13 protein-coding genes are annotated in these 17,298 nt (G+C 66.2%); 3 read left to right on the top strand and 10 right to left on the bottom strand.

The features are described from left to right. Positions 1-304 precede the first annotated feature (304 nt). The 3 genes from ACQR1X_RS04080 to ACQR1X_RS04070 form a co-directional block, all read right to left on the bottom strand. A complete protein-coding gene (locus tag ACQR1X_RS04080; protein WP_315804332.1) occupies positions 305-1,177 on the bottom strand; it encodes an MlaD family protein in 873 nt (290 codons plus the stop codon). 151 nt (positions 1,178-1,328) lie between these two features. Continuing rightward, positions 1,329-2,099, bottom strand: coding sequence for an ABC transporter ATP-binding protein (locus ACQR1X_RS04075; RefSeq protein WP_315804333.1), 771 nt, complete (start codon positions 2,097-2,099; stop codon positions 1,329-1,331). Between the two features lie 6 nt (positions 2,100-2,105). Then, positions 2,106-3,239 carry an ABC transporter permease gene (locus ACQR1X_RS04070; protein WP_315804354.1) on the bottom strand — a complete coding sequence of 378 codons (1,134 nt, stop codon included), beginning with the start codon at positions 3,237-3,239 and terminating at the stop codon, positions 2,106-2,108. 158 nt (positions 3,240-3,397) lie between these two features. Between ACQR1X_RS04070 and dgcA the strand changes: the two genes are divergently transcribed. After that, a complete protein-coding gene (dgcA, locus tag ACQR1X_RS04065) occupies positions 3,398-4,393 on the top strand; it encodes an N-acetyl-D-Glu racemase DgcA (protein ID WP_316239272.1) in 996 nt (331 codons plus the stop codon). Here dgcA and ACQR1X_RS04060 read toward each other — a convergent pair. Next, complete coding sequence (locus ACQR1X_RS04060; protein ID WP_434881025.1) at positions 4,375-5,562, bottom strand: MFS transporter; 1,188 nt, start codon at positions 5,560-5,562, stop codon at positions 4,375-4,377. The two genes, dgcA and ACQR1X_RS04060, sit on opposite strands and share 19 nt — an antisense overlap. Before the next feature lie 75 nt (positions 5,563-5,637). Between ACQR1X_RS04060 and ACQR1X_RS04055 the strand changes: the two genes are divergently transcribed. Next, positions 5,638-7,257: a hypothetical protein gene (locus ACQR1X_RS04055; RefSeq protein ID WP_316182976.1), complete on the top strand. Its 1,620-nt coding sequence runs from the start codon at positions 5,638-5,640 to the stop codon at positions 7,255-7,257. Positions 7,258-7,461: 204 nt separating this feature from the next. Further along, a complete protein-coding gene (locus ACQR1X_RS04050; RefSeq protein WP_434881024.1) occupies positions 7,462-9,129 on the top strand; it encodes a caspase family protein in 1,668 nt (555 codons plus the stop codon). Positions 9,130-9,139: 10 nt separating this feature from the next. Here the strand turns inward: ACQR1X_RS04050 and ACQR1X_RS04045 are convergent, their stop codons facing one another. The 6 genes from ACQR1X_RS04045 to ACQR1X_RS04020 all read right to left on the bottom strand — a co-directional run bounded on the left by ACQR1X_RS04045 (position 9,140) and on the right by ACQR1X_RS04020 (position 16,482). Further along, positions 9,140-10,129, bottom strand: a complete 990-nt coding sequence (locus tag ACQR1X_RS04045; RefSeq protein ID WP_434898392.1) for a threonine ammonia-lyase — start codon at positions 10,127-10,129, stop codon at positions 9,140-9,142. A 47-nt stretch (positions 10,130-10,176) separates the two neighbouring features. Then, positions 10,177-10,989 (bottom strand): UDP-2,3-diacylglucosamine diphosphatase, encoded by an 813-nt coding sequence (locus ACQR1X_RS04040; protein ID WP_315804339.1) that lies wholly within the window; start codon positions 10,987-10,989, stop codon positions 10,177-10,179. Between the two features lie 192 nt (positions 10,990-11,181). Beyond that, the gene (gene pyk, locus ACQR1X_RS04035; RefSeq protein ID WP_434898391.1) at positions 11,182-12,600 is read right to left on the bottom strand and encodes a pyruvate kinase; all 1,419 of its coding nucleotides are present in this window, start codon (positions 12,598-12,600) and stop codon (positions 11,182-11,184) included. Between the two features lie 170 nt (positions 12,601-12,770). Next, on the bottom strand, positions 12,771-13,844 hold the full coding sequence (locus tag ACQR1X_RS04030; protein WP_434898390.1) for a tartrate dehydrogenase: 1,074 nt from the start codon (positions 13,842-13,844) through the stop codon (positions 12,771-12,773). Positions 13,845-13,940: 96 nt separating this feature from the next. Continuing rightward, a complete protein-coding gene (gene glgX / locus ACQR1X_RS04025; RefSeq protein WP_434898389.1) occupies positions 13,941-16,175 on the bottom strand; it encodes a glycogen debranching protein GlgX in 2,235 nt (744 codons plus the stop codon). 25 nt (positions 16,176-16,200) lie between these two features. Then, entirely contained in the window at positions 16,201-16,482 is a 282-nt protein-coding gene (locus ACQR1X_RS04020) for a DUF3606 domain-containing protein (RefSeq protein WP_315804343.1), read from the bottom strand. Positions 16,483-17,298 lie beyond the last annotated feature (816 nt).

Raw genomic sequence — 17,298 nt, 5'->3', positions numbered from 1 at the left:
GGGGCGAATGGCGAGTAGCCGACCAACGATCGAAAAACAAACGGAGGCCGCGAGGCCTCCGTTTTGCTTTTGCAGGTCCAGCAACGCTTTTTCCGGCTTCGCTCGTTCCCGCCCCGCTTCCGCTCAACCGGACAGGAAGGCCTGGCGCTGGATGGCGCATCCTGCAGTCGAGGTCGCCCAGGACTCGGACGTCACGGTCCGTCAGACGAGACGACGACGCACCGACCAAGGAGCCACCAGCGGCGCGCGGCAGGAGAGCTCACGCACCCTATTCGCTATTCCCCGTTCGCTATTCGCCAAGGCCTCACCGCCGTCCGCTGGCGGAGGGCGCGGGCGCCGGCTGCGAGGCCTGGGCGTTGCTCGGGCTGGAGTTGCTGGCCCCGAACAGGACCCGGGTCGGATTGCGGTCGAAATTGTTCACGGCGCGGCTGATGTCGGACAGCGTGCGCCGTCCATCGGCCATCAGCGCGCCGGAGCGCTTGTCCAGATCCTCGGCGAGCTCGCGGATCGACTTCACCGTCAGGAACAGCTCGCCGCCATCCTTGCCGCCGGCCAGCGTGTTGAGACCGAGCATCAGGGTATCGGCCTTGCCCATGATGCCGTCGACCCGGCTCATGACGCCATCGATGCGCTCGGAATTACGGGCCAGCGACTGGGTGAACACCTCGAGATTCTTGATTGAGTTCTTTACGGCGTCCTGGTTGTCGGCGACGACCTTGTTGATGTTCTGCAAGGTGGCGCGGATCGCTTCGGTCACGTCCTGCAGCCGGGTCGGATCGGCACGCAGCACCGGCACGCCATCCTCGTCGAGCGGCGGCGGCGGCGCAGCCTCCTCGCCGCCCTTCAGCGAGATCGCGGCGACGCCGGTCAGGCCCTGGAACTCGAGCCCGACCAGGGTGTCCTTGCGGATCGGCGCGTTGTTCTCGACCATCGCCAGCGCCACGACGCGGCGCGGATTGTCGAGCTTGACCGAAATGACCTCGCCGACCCGGATACCATTGAAGTTGACGCTGCCGCCGTTGCGCAGACCCGCGGCCGGCCCCTCGAACACGACCCGCAGCGGGCTGCGCTGCTTGGTCGTGTGCAGGCTCTGAAACCAGAGGACAAACCCGATCGCCGCGGCAATCACTGCCAGCGTGAACGACCCGATCAGGACGTAATTCGCCCGCGTTTCCATTACCAACTCCGGTACCGGCACGTCACGGCGGTCATCCAGCCCCCGCTTCCGCGCACTGTCGGTTGGCGCCGGACAGCGGCACCCACCCCATCAACTTTGTCGCGGCAGTCCCCACTCCCGCTCACAAAAATCGTCCCTGGGGCGCGTCGCGCTACCCCATCACGGCTCGGGCACGCTTGCCGTGGAAATACTGTCGGAGCCACGGATGTTCCGAGGCCTGCATGTCGGCCATCGATCCCGCGGCGATAATCTTGCCGTCGCCAAGCACGGCGATGCGGTCGCACGCCGTATACAGGCTGTCGAGATCATGGGTTACCATGAAAACCGTCAGTCCCAAAGTGCGCTGCAGGGTCCGGACGAGCTCGTCGAAATCGCCGGCGCCGATCGGGTCGAGTCCCGAGGTCGGCTCATCGAGGAACACCAGTTCCGGATCGAGCGCGAGCGCGCGTGCCAGCGCGACCCGCTTGATCATGCCCCCCGACAGCTCGCTCGGGAAACGATCAGCAACATCGGGCCGCAATCCGACCATCACGAGCTTTGCGATCATGATCTCGTCGAGCAGACGCTGCGAGACCTTGAGATACTCCCGGACCGGGAACTGGATGTTCTGCCGCACCGTGAGCGAGGAGAACAACGCGCCCTGTTGGAACAGCACGCCCCAGCGCCGCTCGACGGCGCGGCGGCCGGCACGATCGGCGGCGTCGAGATCGACGCCGAACACCTCGATGTTGCCCGACAGCTTCGGCACCAGACCGATGATGGTGCGCGTCAGCACCGACTTGCCCGCGCCGGAGGGACCGACGAAGCCCAGGATCTCGCCGCGCTTGACGTCGAGGTCGAGCCCGTCGAGCACGCGCGTCTTGCCGAACTGCACGGTGACGTCACGCACGCGGATGATGGGATCGGAGACCTGCTGCACCATCTCAGCTCACATCCCGACCGCGGCAAAGAAGATCGCGAACACGCCGTCCATCACGATGACGAAAAAGATGCCCTTCACCACCGACGAAGTGGTGTGGCGCCCCAGCGACTCGGCGCTGCCCTGCACGGCCAGTCCTTCGACGCAGGCGACGATCCCGATCACGGCAGCCATCACCGGCGCCTTGAGCAGGCCGACCTTGAAATGATCGATCGAGATCGCATCGCGCAGGCGCAGCAGGAAGGCCTCGGGATCGACGCCGCCATAAAACCAGGCCACCAGCCCGCCGCCATAGAGCGCGGCGATGTCGCCGAGGAAGGCCAGGATCGGCAGCGCGATCACCAGCGCCAGCATGCGCGGCAGGATCAGGACCTCGATCGGATCGAAGCCCATGGTGCGCAGCGCGTCGATTTCCTCGCGCATCTTCATCGAGCCGAGCTCGGCCGTGTAGGCGCTGCCCGACCGGCCGGCGATCATGATCGCCACAAGCAGCACGCCGATCTCGCGCAGCACCAGCACGCCTAGCATGTCGACGACGAAGATGTCCGCGCCGAACCTTCGGAAATGGAAGATGCCCTGCTGAGCGATGATGCAGCCGATCAGGAAGGTGATCAGCACGATGATCGGCACCGCGCGCCAGCACACCTGCTCGAGATGATGAATGGTCGAGGTCAGTCGGAAGCTGCGGGGATGAATGAGGACCCGGCCGCTAGCGACGATCACGGCGCCGAGCATGTCGATGAGTGCGGCGACCGTGCCGAAGATGCCGGCGACACTGAGGCCGATCTGGCCGAGCATGCCGGTGATGGTCACCATCGTCGCGTCGCCATTGGGCGCGGTGCTGACGCGGCGAACCTCGTCGACCAGGCTGGCGTAGTTCGCAGAGAGCCCATCGATCCGGACCTCGACGGTTCCGGTCGTGAAGCTGCGGCGCAGCCGCTCGATCAGCCAGGCGCCGAACGTGTCGAGCTTGGACACCTGGGAGACGTCGATGGAGACATCGATCTTCTTGCCGGCGAGCTTTTCGGCATCGGCGACGAGCCGTTCGAGCGACGGCGCAAAGGGCGCAGTCCAGGCGCCGGTCGCGCGCAGCGACAGCGCATTGCCATCGCCACTGCGCTGCAGATCAGGGCCGCCCTTCACGACGGCCATCCTCGGAGCCTTGGACGTCCGCTCCTTGACGAGAAAAATCCCACCGCGTCGCTACCACCTTGCCGGAGACCACTATCAACAGCCATAGTCGGTCACATCGCGCAAGTCCCAAGCGCCTCATTCCGGTTCACAAAGCGCCAGACTTTCAAATGACTTCCAACGGTTTTCCAATACTGGACGCCCGGATCGGCCACTGGCCGATCGCCGGCAGCTTCACGATCAGCCGCGGCGTCAAGACCGAAGCCGTGACAGTGATCGCGGAGCTGCGACACGGGACGATGGTTGGCCACGGCGAATGCGTGCCCTATCCGCGTTATGGCGAAACGCCCGATGCGGCGCTGAGCGCCCTGCTCGCGATGCGCGATGCGATCGCCTCTGGTCTCGACCGCAACGCCCTGCAGACGGCGATGCCGCCGGGCGCGGCGCGCAATGCCCTCGATTGCGCGCTGCTCGACCTCGAAGCCAAACGAAACGGCCGGCGCATCTGGGACCTGCTCGGACGCCGCGCACCGGCGCCGTGCGTCACGGCCTACACGATTTCGCTCGGGACCCCCGATGTGATGGCCAAAGCTGCGGCCAAGGCCGCGCACCGCCCGCTGCTCAAGATCAAGCTCGGCGGCGACGGCGATCCGGCGCGGATTGCAGCCGTGCGAGCCGCGGCGCCGCAGTCACAACTGATCGTCGACGCCAACGAGGCCTGGACCGAGGCCGTCCTGGAATCCAATCTCGCAGCCTGCGCCGCTGCCGGCGTCACGCTGGTCGAGCAGCCGCTGCCCGCAGGCAACGACGAAGCGCTCGGAAGGATCGCGCGCCCGCTCGCCGTCTGCGCCGACGAGAGCGTGCACGACCGCAGCTCGCTGGACGCGCTGCGTGGGCGCTACGACGCCGTCAACATCAAGCTCGATAAGACCGGAGGACTCACCGAGGCGCTTGCCATGGCCGATGCCGCGCGCGCGCTCGGCTTCGACATCATGGTCGGCTGCATGGTGGCGACGTCGCTGTCGATGGCGCCGGCCATGCTGCTGACGCCGTTCGCCCGTTTCGTCGATCTGGACGGACCGCTGCTGCTCGCCGAGGATTGCGAGCACGGCCTGCACTACGAGGACAGCCTGGTCTATCCGCCCGATCAGGCGTTGTGGGGCTGAAGCGAGACGCCGCGGCGCGCGAGCCACATCAGCGCGCCGCCCGCTCCGGCCATCGCAGCCATCACGTAGTAGACGCCGGGGCCATAGGCCGCATAGACCGGCCCCGAGAGGGCCGACGCCGCCGAGCCGACCACGCCGCTGGCGGCGGCATAATAGCCCTGCCCGCGCGCGGTCAGATGCGCCGGCACCTGGCGCACCAGCAGCCCCATGGTTCCGACCAGCGTCAGCCCGAAAGTGAAGCCATGGCTGATCTGGACCGCCGCGAGCCCCGCCGCATGCGGCTCCTGCGCCGTGAGGCTCCAGCGCAGCACGGCCGCCATCGCACCGATCATGACCAGGCTGGCGGGCGCCAGCGTGAACCGTGGCGACAGGGCGAACACGACGATCTCGGCGAGCACGCCCATGGTCCAGAGCCAAGCGATGGTCAGCCCGCTGAAGCCCTGCGCCTTCCACTCGATGGCGGAGAACGTGTAGTAGGCCGCATGGCTGGCCTGAATCAGCGCCGAAGCTGCGATGATGCAGAGGAAGCTCGGATTGCCCAGCAGACTGCGGCCGTCCCGGGACGGGCCGGCGCCTTGCGGCAAGGGCGGCAGCGCCTGCAGCAGCAGGCTGCTTGCCGCACCGCACAGCGCAACCGAGACGATGATCCAGATCAGCTCGGACGACGGCGCGAGATCGGCCAGCCCGCCGCACAGCAGCGTTCCAGCGATGAAGGCCGCCGATCCCCACAGCCGCAGGCGACCGTAGTTCAGGCCATAGCTCATCACGCCACGAAGCGCATAGGCGTCCGTCAGCGGGACAACGGGTGTCCATAGGCAGCAGGTCGCCACGTAGACCAGGAATACCAGCCAGGGTTCGCGCTGGAAGGCAAGAACCGCAAAGCCCGATGCCGTTGCGAAGGTGGCCAGCCCCATCGCGGTGCGCAGGGCCTGCCGGCGCTCGGCGACCGCAGTGATCAGCGGCAGGACGGTGAAGCGGGTTACGGCGGGAACCGCAATGATGACGCCAATCCATGCGGCATCCAGCCCGATCGCCCGTAGCCATACGGGAAAGAACGGCAGATGCGTGCCCGACAGCATGAACACCGCGCCATAGAACAGCCCCAACCTGTCCGCGAATCGGCGCGACAATACCGGCGATGTGGTGGAGATTTGTCGGGACAGTGGCATCAATTCAATTGCGATTCGATCAATATCATGGTGATCGTTATGCCAACGCGCAGCAATGTGCGCGATAGGTTTGCCATGGTCGATGAAGTCTTCGCCCTCTCGCCGATATCCGCCCGTGCGGCTCAGCCGAACGAGGCCGATTACGAGGCGATCCGCGACGCCTTCATGGAGACGTCCCGAGGCCGCTGGTTCCTCGGTGAATATGCCAAGCGCAACCGCAATGCTGACACCAGCATGGTGCTCGACGCCGTCGCCCGCATCGAGCACGCTCTTGCCTCGCAGCGTCAGCAGCAGCAGGAATTCGAGCAGGCGGACAGCAAGGCGCTGCCCGAAGCGCTCGCCGCGATCCGCGCCACGGTCGAAGACGCCGCGTTGGCCGCCGCATCTGCGGTCGACCGCATGGCCCTCGAGCAGAACCTGGCGCCGGTGCGCAAGGGCATCCGAATCATCAAGGAGATTTCCTGGCGCTGGCGCGAGATCGGCGCCGATTCCCGGATCTGTGACCTGATCGATTCGCAGGTGACATCGATCGAGGCCGCCTGCGATCAGCTTGCGAGCGCCGACCCCAAGGTCGCGCTGCTTGCGGCGTTCGAGATCATCAAGACGCGGCTGAAGGAGCTCGAGGCGGAGAAAGCGAGCGTTCCGCCTGCGGCGGACGAGATCAGTCCGGCGGCCGAGGCCGCCGCTTCGCCAGCGCCTGATGTCGCATCAAGTCCGTCCGCCGAGATGGTGGTCTCGGAGCCGGAGCCTGCACCGGAACAGAGCGAGGCGTCCCAGGCAGCGCTCGAGATCGCCATTCCGCTCGTTGCGGCGGTGGCCGCGATGGAAGTGGTTGAGACCTCCTCGGCTGATGACGCTGTGATCGTGGCGGCCGCAGCAGTCGACGCCAGGATCGTTGACGCCGAAACTGCGGCAGTGGTGCAGCCCCCGGAAGCTGCGACGGAGCCGTCGGTGGACGAAGCCCTGCTCGAGATCGAGCAGCACGCCGCGGCGGCCCTGGATGACGCCGCCGCCGCAGAAGCCGAAGACGAAGCTATTCTGGAATTGGTCGCGGCGGAGATGGGTGTCCTCGACCCGATCGACGACGAGGAGTTCAGCCGGGTCAGGACGCTCGGCTTCGACATTGAGGAGCCGACCTCGGTCGACGACGACATCGTCGCGAGCTTCAGCGAGACAGCGCCGTCGGAGCCGGATCTCGTGCTGACCACGGCAGAAGCCCCGGTTGCCACGGCGGCGCCGGCTCCGGCTGCGCCCACGATGCCTGCCCCGCCGGTGTCTGCCCCGCCGGTGTCTGCTCCGTCGATGTCTGCCCCTCCGATGCCGGCCCCGCCCACGGCGGCCCCGCGCATGGCATCGCCTCCAGTCCCGGCGCCAATCCCCAGCGCGCCCGTATCGCCACCGCTTCCGGAGGCGATCACCATCGAGACCCTGGCCGCCGTGGCGGCTGCGGTCGCAGCTCAATCTCCCGCAGCGGCCCCGCAGGCCGACGTTGCGCCGAGCCAGCAGGTCCGCCCGACCGCTGCCGCGGCTCACAGCACCAGCGCATCCGCGATGCCCAAGCCTGCCTACGAGCCGTCGCTGGGATCGACACTCCTGTCGAACGGCCTTCTGCAGCGGCCACAGGCGCCCGCCAATGACTCGCTGGCGCCGATCCGTCGCATGACCCAGCCTGAGAAGATCGCATTCTTCTCGTAGGCCGAGAGCATCTCGGCCACCTCCTGTTGAACCTCGATCACTGAGCACCAAGGGTGCCGCGTTGATGGGTGACGCGGATCACGTACGCCACTGCGTGATCTGCGTAGCCTGCTCCTCAAGCCATTCGCTTTGCGCATGCTTGAGGAGAACGCCGTGTCCGTTCCGAAATTTCGCGCTGTAACGTCCGCCTGGAAATCCCTGCTCATGTCCGCGCTGCTGGGCCTGATGGCCTGGGTCGGCCCGGGCTCGGCGTTCGCCGCCGGCAGTGAGCTCGACACCCTTCACGCGCCACCGCGCGCGCTGGCAGCTCCCTCACCGGCAAGGGAGAGCAACACGCCCGCCGCGATCCCTCAAGGAGCCGAGCCACGCGTCGCGCTCGTGATCGGCAATGCGAGCTATCAGAACGCGCCGCCGCTGGAGAACCCGGACAACGACGCCCATGCTGTTGCCAAGCTGTTGAACTCGGCCGGCTTCGAGGTGATCACGGCGACCGACCTGACGCAGAACGAGATGCTCAAGGTCGTGGAGGATTTTTCGAGCCGGGTGGCAGCACACGGCCCGAATACCGTGGCAATGGTCTACTACGCCGGCCACGGGGTTCAGCTCGCGGGCGAGAACTATCTGATCCCGATCGATGCCCGCATCTCGGCGCCCTCCGACCTGACGACGGGGACCATCCGGCTGGTGGATCTGATGGCGACGCTCGACGCCATCCCGAGCCGCATGCGGATCGTCGTACTGGACGCCTGCCGCAACAATCCATTCCCTGCCATCAACGATGCCGGACGCGGATTGGCCATCGTCGACGCGCCGAACGGCTCCATCCTCGGATACTCGACCTCGCCCGGCGCGGAGGCGCTCGACGGCCGCGGCGAGCACAGCCCTTATGCGCAGGCCTTCCTCAACCTCGCGCGACAGCCGAACCTGCCGATCGAGCAATTGTTCAAGCGCATCCGTCTGCAGGTCAACCAGACCACCGACGGCCGGCAGACGCCGTGGGAAAGCTCTTCGCTCACCGGCGATTTCACCTTCTTCGGGGATACGCTGGTCGCGGCCGCGCGCCCTGCCGAGAATGCGCCGGTGATCCAGATGGCGGCCGACCTGCCCAGCCGGTCCGTGCGGCAGGCCTATGACTACGTGCTGTCGGAGAACCGTCCGCAATATTATCGCGAGTTCATCGCGATGTATCCGCGCGATCCGCTCGCCGACCGCATCCGCGCCCTGCTCGCCGGCCTCGTGCAGGCCGCGGCGTGGCACGAGGCCGTACTGGCGAATTCGCCGGCCGCCTATCGGAGCTTCCGTGAATCCTATGCCGACAGTCCATATGCGCCGGTCGCGCTGCGGCTGCAGGGACAGCCGCGGCCCATCCCCGTGCTGCAACCGAGCCGCCTCATGATGCCACCGCAACTGGCGCCGATCGCGCGACCGTTCAATCCGGGCGCCCAGATCCCGCAGCCGAAGCTGCCGACCACCACCATGCCGCCGCGCGGGCCGCTGCCGCCCACGGTCGTCACGAAAGGCGATGCCGTCAACAACGCGATTCCCAAGAAGGTCGTCGATCCCGGGCCGATCTCTCAGACGAAATTGCGCGACAGGATCATGCCGCCGGCAAATCCGCCCGTGACTACGAAAATCCAGCGCGACCCACTGAAGCGCAGTCCTGGTCGGCCATTCGACACCCGCGAGGTCCGGCGTCCCTTCCCCGGCAATTCCGGACCGTTCAAGCCGAACATCAACGCGTCGCATCCGTCGATGGCGCGGGGTCAAGGCGGGATGCAGGGCGGCCTGACGCGGGGCGCGCCGCACATCGCGCAGTCCGGACTGCGGATGGGTGGTGGAGGATCGGCAAGAGGCGGCCTCGGCTTTCGCTGAGGCTTGATCGTCAGGCAATCAGCCGGGCGTAGAGCTCAGCGTCGACATTGCCGCCGGAGAGCACGATCACCACAGTCTTGCCCGCCGCGTCCAGCCGGCCGGCCAGCAATGCCGCGAGCCCGACCGACCCGCCGGGCTCGACCACGAGCTTCAGCTCCCGGAAGGCAAAGCCGACCGCCCGCCCCACCTCCTCATCCGAGGCCTCGACCGCAGCCGACAGAAGTTGGCTGTTGATCGCGAAGGTGATCTCGCCCGGAATCGCCGCCATCAGCGCGTCGCAGATGGTCCGGCCCTTTGCATCGTGGGCCTCGCGGTGACCGGCCCGCAGCGAGCGCGCATGGTCGTCGAAGCCGCTTGGCTCGGCAACGATCATCTGCGTCTGCGGATATCGCGCCTTCACCGCGGTCGAGACGCCGGCAAGCAGCCCGCCGCCGGAAGCAGGCACAATCACCAGATCCGGTGACAGGCCGAGCGCAGCAAGGTCGTCGGCGATCTCGCGGCCAACGGTGCCCTGCCCGGCGATGACGAAGGGATCGTCATAGGGCGGCACCACCGTCGAGCCGCGCTTTGCAGCGATGCCGCGCGCGATCGCTTCGCGGTCCTCGCGGTCGCGATCATAGAGCACGACGTCGGCACCGAACGCCTTGGTGCGCTCGCGCTTGGCCACCGGCGCATCCGAGGGCATCACGATCGTGGCGTCCATGCCCAGCAATGTGGCGGCATGGGCGACGCCCTGCGCATGATTGCCGGAGGAGAATGCGACGACGCCGTTGCCGCGCGCTGCTTGCGGGATCGACGCCAGCTTGTTGTAGGCGCCGCGGAACTTGAACGAGCCGGTCCGCTGCAGCACCTCCGGCTTCACGAACACGTTCGCTTTGAACCGCTCGTTGAGCACGGGAGCCGGCAGCAGCGGGGTCCGCACGGCCACGGGCGCGAGGACGCGTGCCGCCGCATCGATGTCGGCGGCGGTCACGGGCAGGATCGGGGAATGAGCTGTCATACCCCTATTTTACCGCGCCCGATTGCCGAGAGGCAAGGGAGCCGGTGTCAGGCGGCGCGGGCGGCCAGTTGCGGAACCGGCGCGGGCTGCCGCTGCGGATCGGTCCAGGTAAGGATCTCGAAACGGCCGTCCTCGTGCTCGACCAGCGCCGTGCAGCTCTCGACCCAGTCGCCGCAATTCATGTAGCGGATGCCGTCCTGGTCGCGGATGACGGCGCAATGGATGTGGCCGCAGATCACGCCGTCAGCGCCATGCCGGCGCGCCTCGGAGGCCAGTGCCGTCTCGAACGCGCCGATATAGTTCACCGCGTTCTTGACCTTCTGCTTGGCCCATTGCGACAGCGACCAATAGGGCACGCCGAACATGCGGCGGAAGAAGTTGACCAGCCGGTTCATCTGGATCGCGAAATCATAGGCCTTGTCGCCGAGATGGGCGAGCCAGCGCGCGTTCTGCACGACCAGATCGAAGATGTCGCCGTGAATGACGAGATAGCGTTTGCCGTCGGTGCCGGTGTGCACGATGTTCTCGACGACGTCGATGCCGCCGAAATGCGTGCCGTAGTAGCCGCGCAGGAACTCGTCGTGATTGCCGGGGACGTAAACGACCTTGGCGCCCTTGCGCGCCTTGCGCAGCATCTTCTGCACCAGGTCGTTATGCGACTGCGGCCAATGCCAGCTCGATTTGAGCGCCCAGCCATCGATGATGTCACCGACCAGATAGATCGTATCGGCATCATGGTGGCGCAGGAAATCGACCAGGAGATTGGCCTGCGAGCCGCGGGCTCCGAGATGAACGTCCGAGATGAACAACGTCCGAAAGCGCCGAGCCGGGCTTTCTTCACCAGCAGTCTCAAGTCCCATGCGCGCCCACCTAACAGCCCCTGATGACACCGCGATGACGAACGGCCGCATCGACAGAACCCGTCCTGCCGGACCGCGACCGGACACCGCTCGTTCGACGACTCGCGACGCCCTTCGTCACTACCCCGCGATACCAGCGCGGTGCGACAATCAGGCGACAGGCGGACGGCGCGAACAGGGAAAATCGGCCTCCTATCTCGGGATGGTGACGACGCGCAGATTGTTGGTGGTGCCGGCCTGCGCGAACGGGATGCCGGCGACGACGACGAGCAGGTCGCCGGCTTCCGCGAACTCCTCCTGCGCAGCGAAGAAGGTCGCGCGATCGACCATTTCCTCGTAGTTCTGCACGTCCTGCGACAGCACGCTGTGCGCGCCCCACAACAGGCACATGCGCCGCGAGGTGTCCTCGTTCGGCGTGATCGCCAGAATCGGCAGGCTCGGCCGCTTGCGCGCAACGCGGGAGGCCGAAGTTCCGCTCGACGTATAGGCCACGATCGCCCTGGCGTGGATCGCCGACGCCAGGTCGGCCGCGGCGGTCGCCACCGCATGCGGTGCGGTCTGCTCCTCGCCCGGCTGCGTCGCCTCGACGATGGAGCGGTACATCTTGTGGCCCTCGGTTGCCTTGATGATGCTGTCCATCATCGCGACCGCCTCGCGCGGGTATTGCCCGCTGGCCGATTCCGCCGACAGCATCACCGCGTCGGCGCCGTCATAGATCGCGGTCGCGACGTCGGAGACCTCGGCGCGGGTCGGCGTCGGCGTCGCGACCATCGAATCCAGCATCTGCGTCGCGACGATCACCGGCTTCACCGCGAGCCGGCAGGCGCGCACCAGCTCCTTCTGCTTGCCCGGCACGTCCTCATTGGGAATCTCGACGCCGAGATCGCCGCGCGCGACCATGATCGCGTCCGACAGCTGGATGATGTCGTCGATGCGCTCCAGCGCCGCCGGCTTCTCGATCTTGGACATGATGCCGGCGCGGCCATTGATCAGGCCCCTGGCCTCCAGCACGTCGGACGGCTTCTGCACGAACGACAGCGCCACCCAGTCGACGCCGAGGTCGAGCCCAAAGGCAAGATCGGAGCGGTCCTTGGCCGTCAGCGGCGACAGCTCCAGAATCGTGCCCGGCAGATTGACGCCCTTGTGATTGGAGATCGCGCCGCCGACGATCACCTTGGCTTCGATCCAGTCGTCGCCGAGGCCCATGACGCGCACCCGCACGCGGCCGTCATCGATCAGAAGATCGTGACCGGGCGCGACCGCCGCAAAGATCTCCGGATGCGGCAACGGAATCGACGTCTTGTCGCCCTCGGTGCCGTTGAGGACAAACCGAATCGTCTCGCCGGCTTCGACCTGGATCTTCTTGTCGCGCAGCGTGCCGACACGAATCTTCGGACCCTGCAGATCCATCAAGATGCCGATTGGCCGCTGCACCTCCTTCTCGAGGGCGCGGACCGCGGCATGGACCCTGGCGTGATCGGCCTGCGTGCCGTGACTGAAATTGAGACGAAATGTGTCTACACCGGCGAGGAACAGCGCTTTCAGCATCTCCGGAGAATTGCTCGCGGGACCGACAGTCGCGACGATCTTGGCTCGACGGTGACGACGCATGATGTGTCCTTTCTCCTGAAGCCCAGGTCCTTTAAGCCGTGTCTCGCGTCACTATGACATGCATGTGATTAGCATGCGCGGACGCGGCGGAAGCGCTGGTATACGCCCCGCAGCGTCCATTGCAAGCGCGACGCAGAACACGCCTAAATTGTGCAAGCGAGTAGCACTCCTCAGACGTTGGAGCCGTGGATCGCGTCGATGACGGCGTCGGTCACCTCCTTGGTCGTCGCCTTGCCGCCCACATCGGGGGTGAGGATGCCGGCTGCGCAGACCTTCTCGACCGCAGCCATCAGCCTGACGGCCGCGTCCTTTTCGCCGAGGTGCTCGAGCATCTGCGCGCCGGTCCAGAACGTCGCCACCGGATTGGCGATGCCCTTGCCGGTGATGTCGAACGCCGAGCCGTGGATCGGCTCGAACATCGAGGGGAAGCGCCGCTCCGGATCGATGTTGCCGGTCGGCGCCACGCCGAGGCTGCCGGCGAGCGCGCCGGCGAGATCGGACAGGATGTCGGCATGCAGATTGGTCGCGACGATGGTGTCGAGGCTCTTCGGCTGCAGGGTCATGCGCACCGTCATCGCGTCGACCAGCATCTTGTCCCAGGTCACGTCGGGGAATTCCCGCGCCACCTCGGCGGCGATCTCGTCCCACATCACCATGCCGTGGCGCTGCGCGTTCGACTTGGTGACGACGGTCAGGAACTTGCGCGGCCGCGACTGCGCCAGCTTGAACGCGTAGCGCATGATTCTGACGACGCCGACGCGGGTGAAGACCGCGACCTCGGTGCCGACCTCCTCCGGCAGGCCGCGATGCGCGCGGCCGCCCATGCCGGCATATTCGCCCTCGGAATTCTCGCGCACGATCACCCAGTCGAGATCGCCGACGCCGACATTGCGCAACGGCGAGGCCACGCCGGGCAGGATCTTGGTCGGACGCACATTGGCGTACTGATCAAAACCCTGGCAGATCGGCAGCCGCAGACCCCACAACGTGATGTGATCGGGCACGTCGGGCGCGCCGACCGCGCCGAAATAGATCGCATCGAATTTCTTGAGTTCGGTAAGGCCGTCGGCCGGCATCATCACGCCGTGCTTCTTGTAGTAGTCCGAGCCCCAGTCGAAGGTCTTGACGTTGAAGCTGATGTCGCCCGCGCGCTTGGCGAGTGCCTCGAGCACGCGGACGCCCTCGGAGATGACCTCGGGGCCGATGCCGTCGGCGGGAATGGCGGCGATGGAATGGGTGCGCATTTGAGCTTTTCTTGACCTCTGTCCGGGCGTTTCACCCGGACAGCTTTTGCACGACATCCCGCGAACGACAAGCCGGCGCCGGGCTGTGTCGCCGCCCTACCCCAGCGGCGCCTCCGCGATGTCGAGCAGCGCGCCGAGGCCGTGGCGCAGGCCGCGCATTGGCTGCTGCTCCGAGGACAGGCCGAGCGCCAGCATGGACCGCCCCGTGACCTCGTAGACATGCCCGAACGGAAACGACTGCGGCTGCGCATCCGGCTGGTTGGTGTCGAGCAGCGCCAGCCAGTTGTGGCCCTCGGGCACGGACGGCAGCGTGAAGTTCACGACGTCGTAATGCGCGTTGTAGACCAGCAAGAGCGTCGCGTCCGATCCGCGCCGCTTGACGCCGGTCTCCTGGGCGCGGCCGTCGAGCAGCATGCCGAAACAGCGCGCATGATCGTCCGTCCACTGCTCGGTCGTCATCTCCTCGCCGGACGGATCGAGCCAGGTCACATCCTTGACGTCGAGCTCCTCATTGTGCGAGCCGACCAGGAAGCGGCTGCGATAGAGGATCGGGAAGGCCTTGCGCATCGCGATCAGCTTGCGCGTGAACTCGCGCAACGCCCTGCCCTGCGGCGTGATGCCCATCCAGTCGAGCCAGGTGGTCTCGTTGTCCTGCGCATAGGCATTGTTGCTGCCGTTCTGGGTATGGCCGAACTCGTCGCCCGCCAGCAGCATCGGCGTGCCGTGCGACAGCAGCATCGTGGCCAGGAGATTGCGCTTCTGCCGCTCGCGCAACGCCGTGATCTCGGGGTCGTCGGTCGGCCCTTCGACGCCGCAATTCCAGGAGTGGTTGTTGCTGTGGCCGTCGCGATTGTCCTCGCCATTCGCCTCGTTGTGCTTCTCGTTGTAGGAGACGAGGTCGTTGAGGTTGAAGCCGTCATGGGCGGTGATGAAGTTCACGCTCGCCCAGGGCCTCCGGCCGCGCTTGTTGAACAGGTCGCCCGAGCCCGAGATGCGCTTGGCGAAGTCGGCCAGCGTGCCGCCGTCGCCTTTCCAGAAGGCGCGCGCGGTGTCGCGGAACTTGTCGTTCCATTCGGCCCAACCCGGCGGAAACTGCCCGACCTGATAGCCGCCCGGGCCGATGTCCCAGGGCTCGGCGATCAGCTTGACGCTGGACAGCACCGGATCCTGCCGGCAGGCGTCGAGGAAGCTGCCGCCTTCGTCGAAGCCGTAGGGCTCGCGCGCCAGGATGGTGGCGAGATCGAAGCGGAAGCCGTCGACCCGCATCTCGGTCGCCCAATAGCGCAGCGAGTCCGCGACGAGCTGCAGCACGCGCTGGTGCGACAGGTTCACGGTGTTGCCGGTGCCGGTGTCGTTGATGTAGTAGCGCTTCTGGTCCGGCATCAGCCGGTAGTAGCTGGCATTGTCGATGCCCTTGAACGACAGGGTCGGCCCGAGCTCGTTGCCTTCGGCGGTGTGGTTGTAGACCACGTCGAGGATGACCTCGATGCCGTTGGCGTGGAACTGGTTGACCATGGTCTTGAATTCGGTCGCGAAGGGCGTCTTGAGATAACGCGGCTCCGGCGCGAAGAAGCCGATCGAATTGTAGCCCCAGTAGTTGCGCAGGCCCTTCTCGACCAGATAGCTGTCGTCGATGAAGGCATGGATCGGCAGCAACTCGGCAGAGGTGATGCCGAGGGAGCGCAGATAGGTCGGAATATCCTGATGCGCGAGGCCGGCGAAAGTGCCGCGATCGGCCTCGGGCACCAGCGGATGCAGCTTGGTGAAGCCCTTGACGTGCATTTCGTAGAAGATCGTCCGCTCCCACGGAATCTCCGGCTTGCGTGAGGTGCCCCAGGTGAAGGCGGGATCGATGACCCGGCATTTCAGCATCAGGGGCGCACTGTCACGATCGTCGAACGACAGATCCTTGTCGGCATGATCGAGCTGGTAGCCGAACAGCTCCGGGCCCCAGCGCAGGTTGCCGACGAGCTGCTTGGCATAGGGATCGATGACGAGCTTGTTCGGATTGAAGCGGTGGCCGGCGTCGGGCTCGTAGGGTCCGTGCACGCGATAGCCGTACACCGTGCCGGGACGGGCGGTCGGCAGATAGCCGTGCCACACCTCGTCGGTGTATTCGGGGAGCTCGATGCGCTCGAGCTCGGTCTCGCCGGTGTCGTCGAACAGGCACAGCTCGACCTTGGTCGCGTGGGCGGAAAAGATCGCAAAGTTGACGCCGAGGCCGTCCCAGGTCGCGCCGAGCGGGAACGGACGGCCTTCGCTGATCTTGGCCTTGCGCAGGTTGAACGCCGCCTGCGTCAGGGCGTCGGCCCTGTCGGTGATCTGATCCATTGCTGCCCCCCTGGCAATGCGCTGTCTAATGCGTCTCGGATGCCGCAACGACCTCGACGGCAGCGGTCTCCGTGGCTGCAACGGACGCAATCACCTCAGCGGGCGGCACATCCGCGGGGACGGCCGGCTTGCTCGCGCGCTGCTGATGGACTTCCTTCGAAATCGCGGCGATGGAATTGCCGATGCGGCCGACGATCTCGGTCAACTCGGCCGGCGTGACGCGCAGCCTCCGCGTGACGATGCGGACCTGGACCCGATCGGTGAGATCGAGCTTGTTGCGGATGGGCTGGATTTTGGGACGGCGCATTGGGATCCTCCTGCGTGAGGGCTAACCGCGGCTGCGGAATTTGGTTCCCAAAGCGAGCCGCCGGCATGCCCAGGACCGCGATGAGGACATGAATCATTGGTCTCGCGGCGTATTACGCCCGAGTGATGTCAGTCGTGTCACCCTCGCCTCAGGCAGAGGGCACGGGGAATGCCGGGAGCTGGCCGCCCCCATGGCCCGCCTGCAGAAAAAAAGCAGGCGGCAGTCACCACAGGTTCAGCCGAGACATCCCGGCATTCCCCGCGCGATGGTTTTCACGCTTACTTCGCGATCTCCCCGGTGTCCGGCTTGTGAGCCACCGTCGCCCTCGGGCTCGTCGCCCGAGGACTTGGCGCCAGCGTCGGGGCGCCAGGACCACGCGACTTCGCGTCCGCAAGCTGCCGTTCGTCCACGCGAGCCTCCCCGCGCTGCGGCATCCTGCAGCCACCGCATCCCGCGCCCAACGTTCCGTGACGATCGCGAAGCGCCCCTCTCGAGGAGCACGGGATGGCGATGGTGTAGCATGTTTTCTGGAAACGCGAAATAGAAATTTTCAGTCGACGATGGGCGCCTTTTCGCACGCACGCGTTCGACGGGGTGGCCGGGGACTGCCCTTGCACCGGTCAGCCGAACGAACGGCGGGAGTTGACCGAAGCACTCCGTCTTGTGCGGTGCTTCAAGAAGGATTTGGATGTAGGACGTCAGCACCCATACGCGCGACAAAGCCACGTCCGCTTTTGACCGATTCCGTTGAAAAAGTCGGCAGTTGCGACGCAGAGAGATCGATGATTCAGTCCGTCTAGTTGGCAGGACTAAAGG

The organism is Bradyrhizobium sp. HKCCYLRH3073, from assembly GCF_051167995.1.
Lineage (GTDB): Bacteria > Pseudomonadota > Alphaproteobacteria > Rhizobiales > Xanthobacteraceae > Bradyrhizobium.
Note: the sequence above shows the minus strand (reverse complement) of the source record. Positions and strands in the feature narration are given on the sequence as shown.

Bases quoted from the DNA above. Each gene is read 5' to 3' on its own strand.
- ACQR1X_RS04080 (WP_315804332.1), bottom strand. From the start codon at position 1,177: ATGGAAACGCGGGCGAATTACGTCCTGATCGGGTCGTTCACGCTGGCA.
- ACQR1X_RS04075 (WP_315804333.1), bottom strand. From the start codon at position 2,099: ATGGTGCAGCAGGTCTCCGATCCCATCATCCGCGTGCGTGACGTCACC.
- dgcA (WP_316239272.1), top strand. From the start codon at position 3,398: ATGACTTCCAACGGTTTTCCAATACTGGACGCCCGGATCGGCCACTGG.
- ACQR1X_RS04060 (WP_434881025.1), bottom strand. From the start codon at position 5,562: ATGCCACTGTCCCGACAAATCTCCACCACATCGCCGGTATTGTCGCGC.
- ACQR1X_RS04055 (WP_316182976.1), top strand. From the start codon at position 5,638: ATGGTCGATGAAGTCTTCGCCCTCTCGCCGATATCCGCCCGTGCGGCT.
- ACQR1X_RS04050 (WP_434881024.1), top strand. From the start codon at position 7,462: ATGTCCGCGCTGCTGGGCCTGATGGCCTGGGTCGGCCCGGGCTCGGCG.
- ACQR1X_RS04045 (WP_434898392.1), bottom strand. From the start codon at position 10,129: ATGACAGCTCATTCCCCGATCCTGCCCGTGACCGCCGCCGACATCGAT.
- ACQR1X_RS04040 (WP_315804339.1), bottom strand. From the start codon at position 10,989: ATGGGACTTGAGACTGCTGGTGAAGAAAGCCCGGCTCGGCGCTTTCGG.
- pyk (WP_434898391.1), bottom strand. From the start codon at position 12,600: ATGCGTCGTCACCGTCGAGCCAAGATCGTCGCGACTGTCGGTCCCGCG.
- ACQR1X_RS04030 (WP_434898390.1), bottom strand. From the start codon at position 13,844: ATGCGCACCCATTCCATCGCCGCCATTCCCGCCGACGGCATCGGCCCC.
- glgX (WP_434898389.1), bottom strand. From the start codon at position 16,175: ATGGATCAGATCACCGACAGGGCCGACGCCCTGACGCAGGCGGCGTTC.
- ACQR1X_RS04020 (WP_315804343.1), bottom strand. From the start codon at position 16,482: ATGCGCCGTCCCAAAATCCAGCCCATCCGCAACAAGCTCGATCTCACC.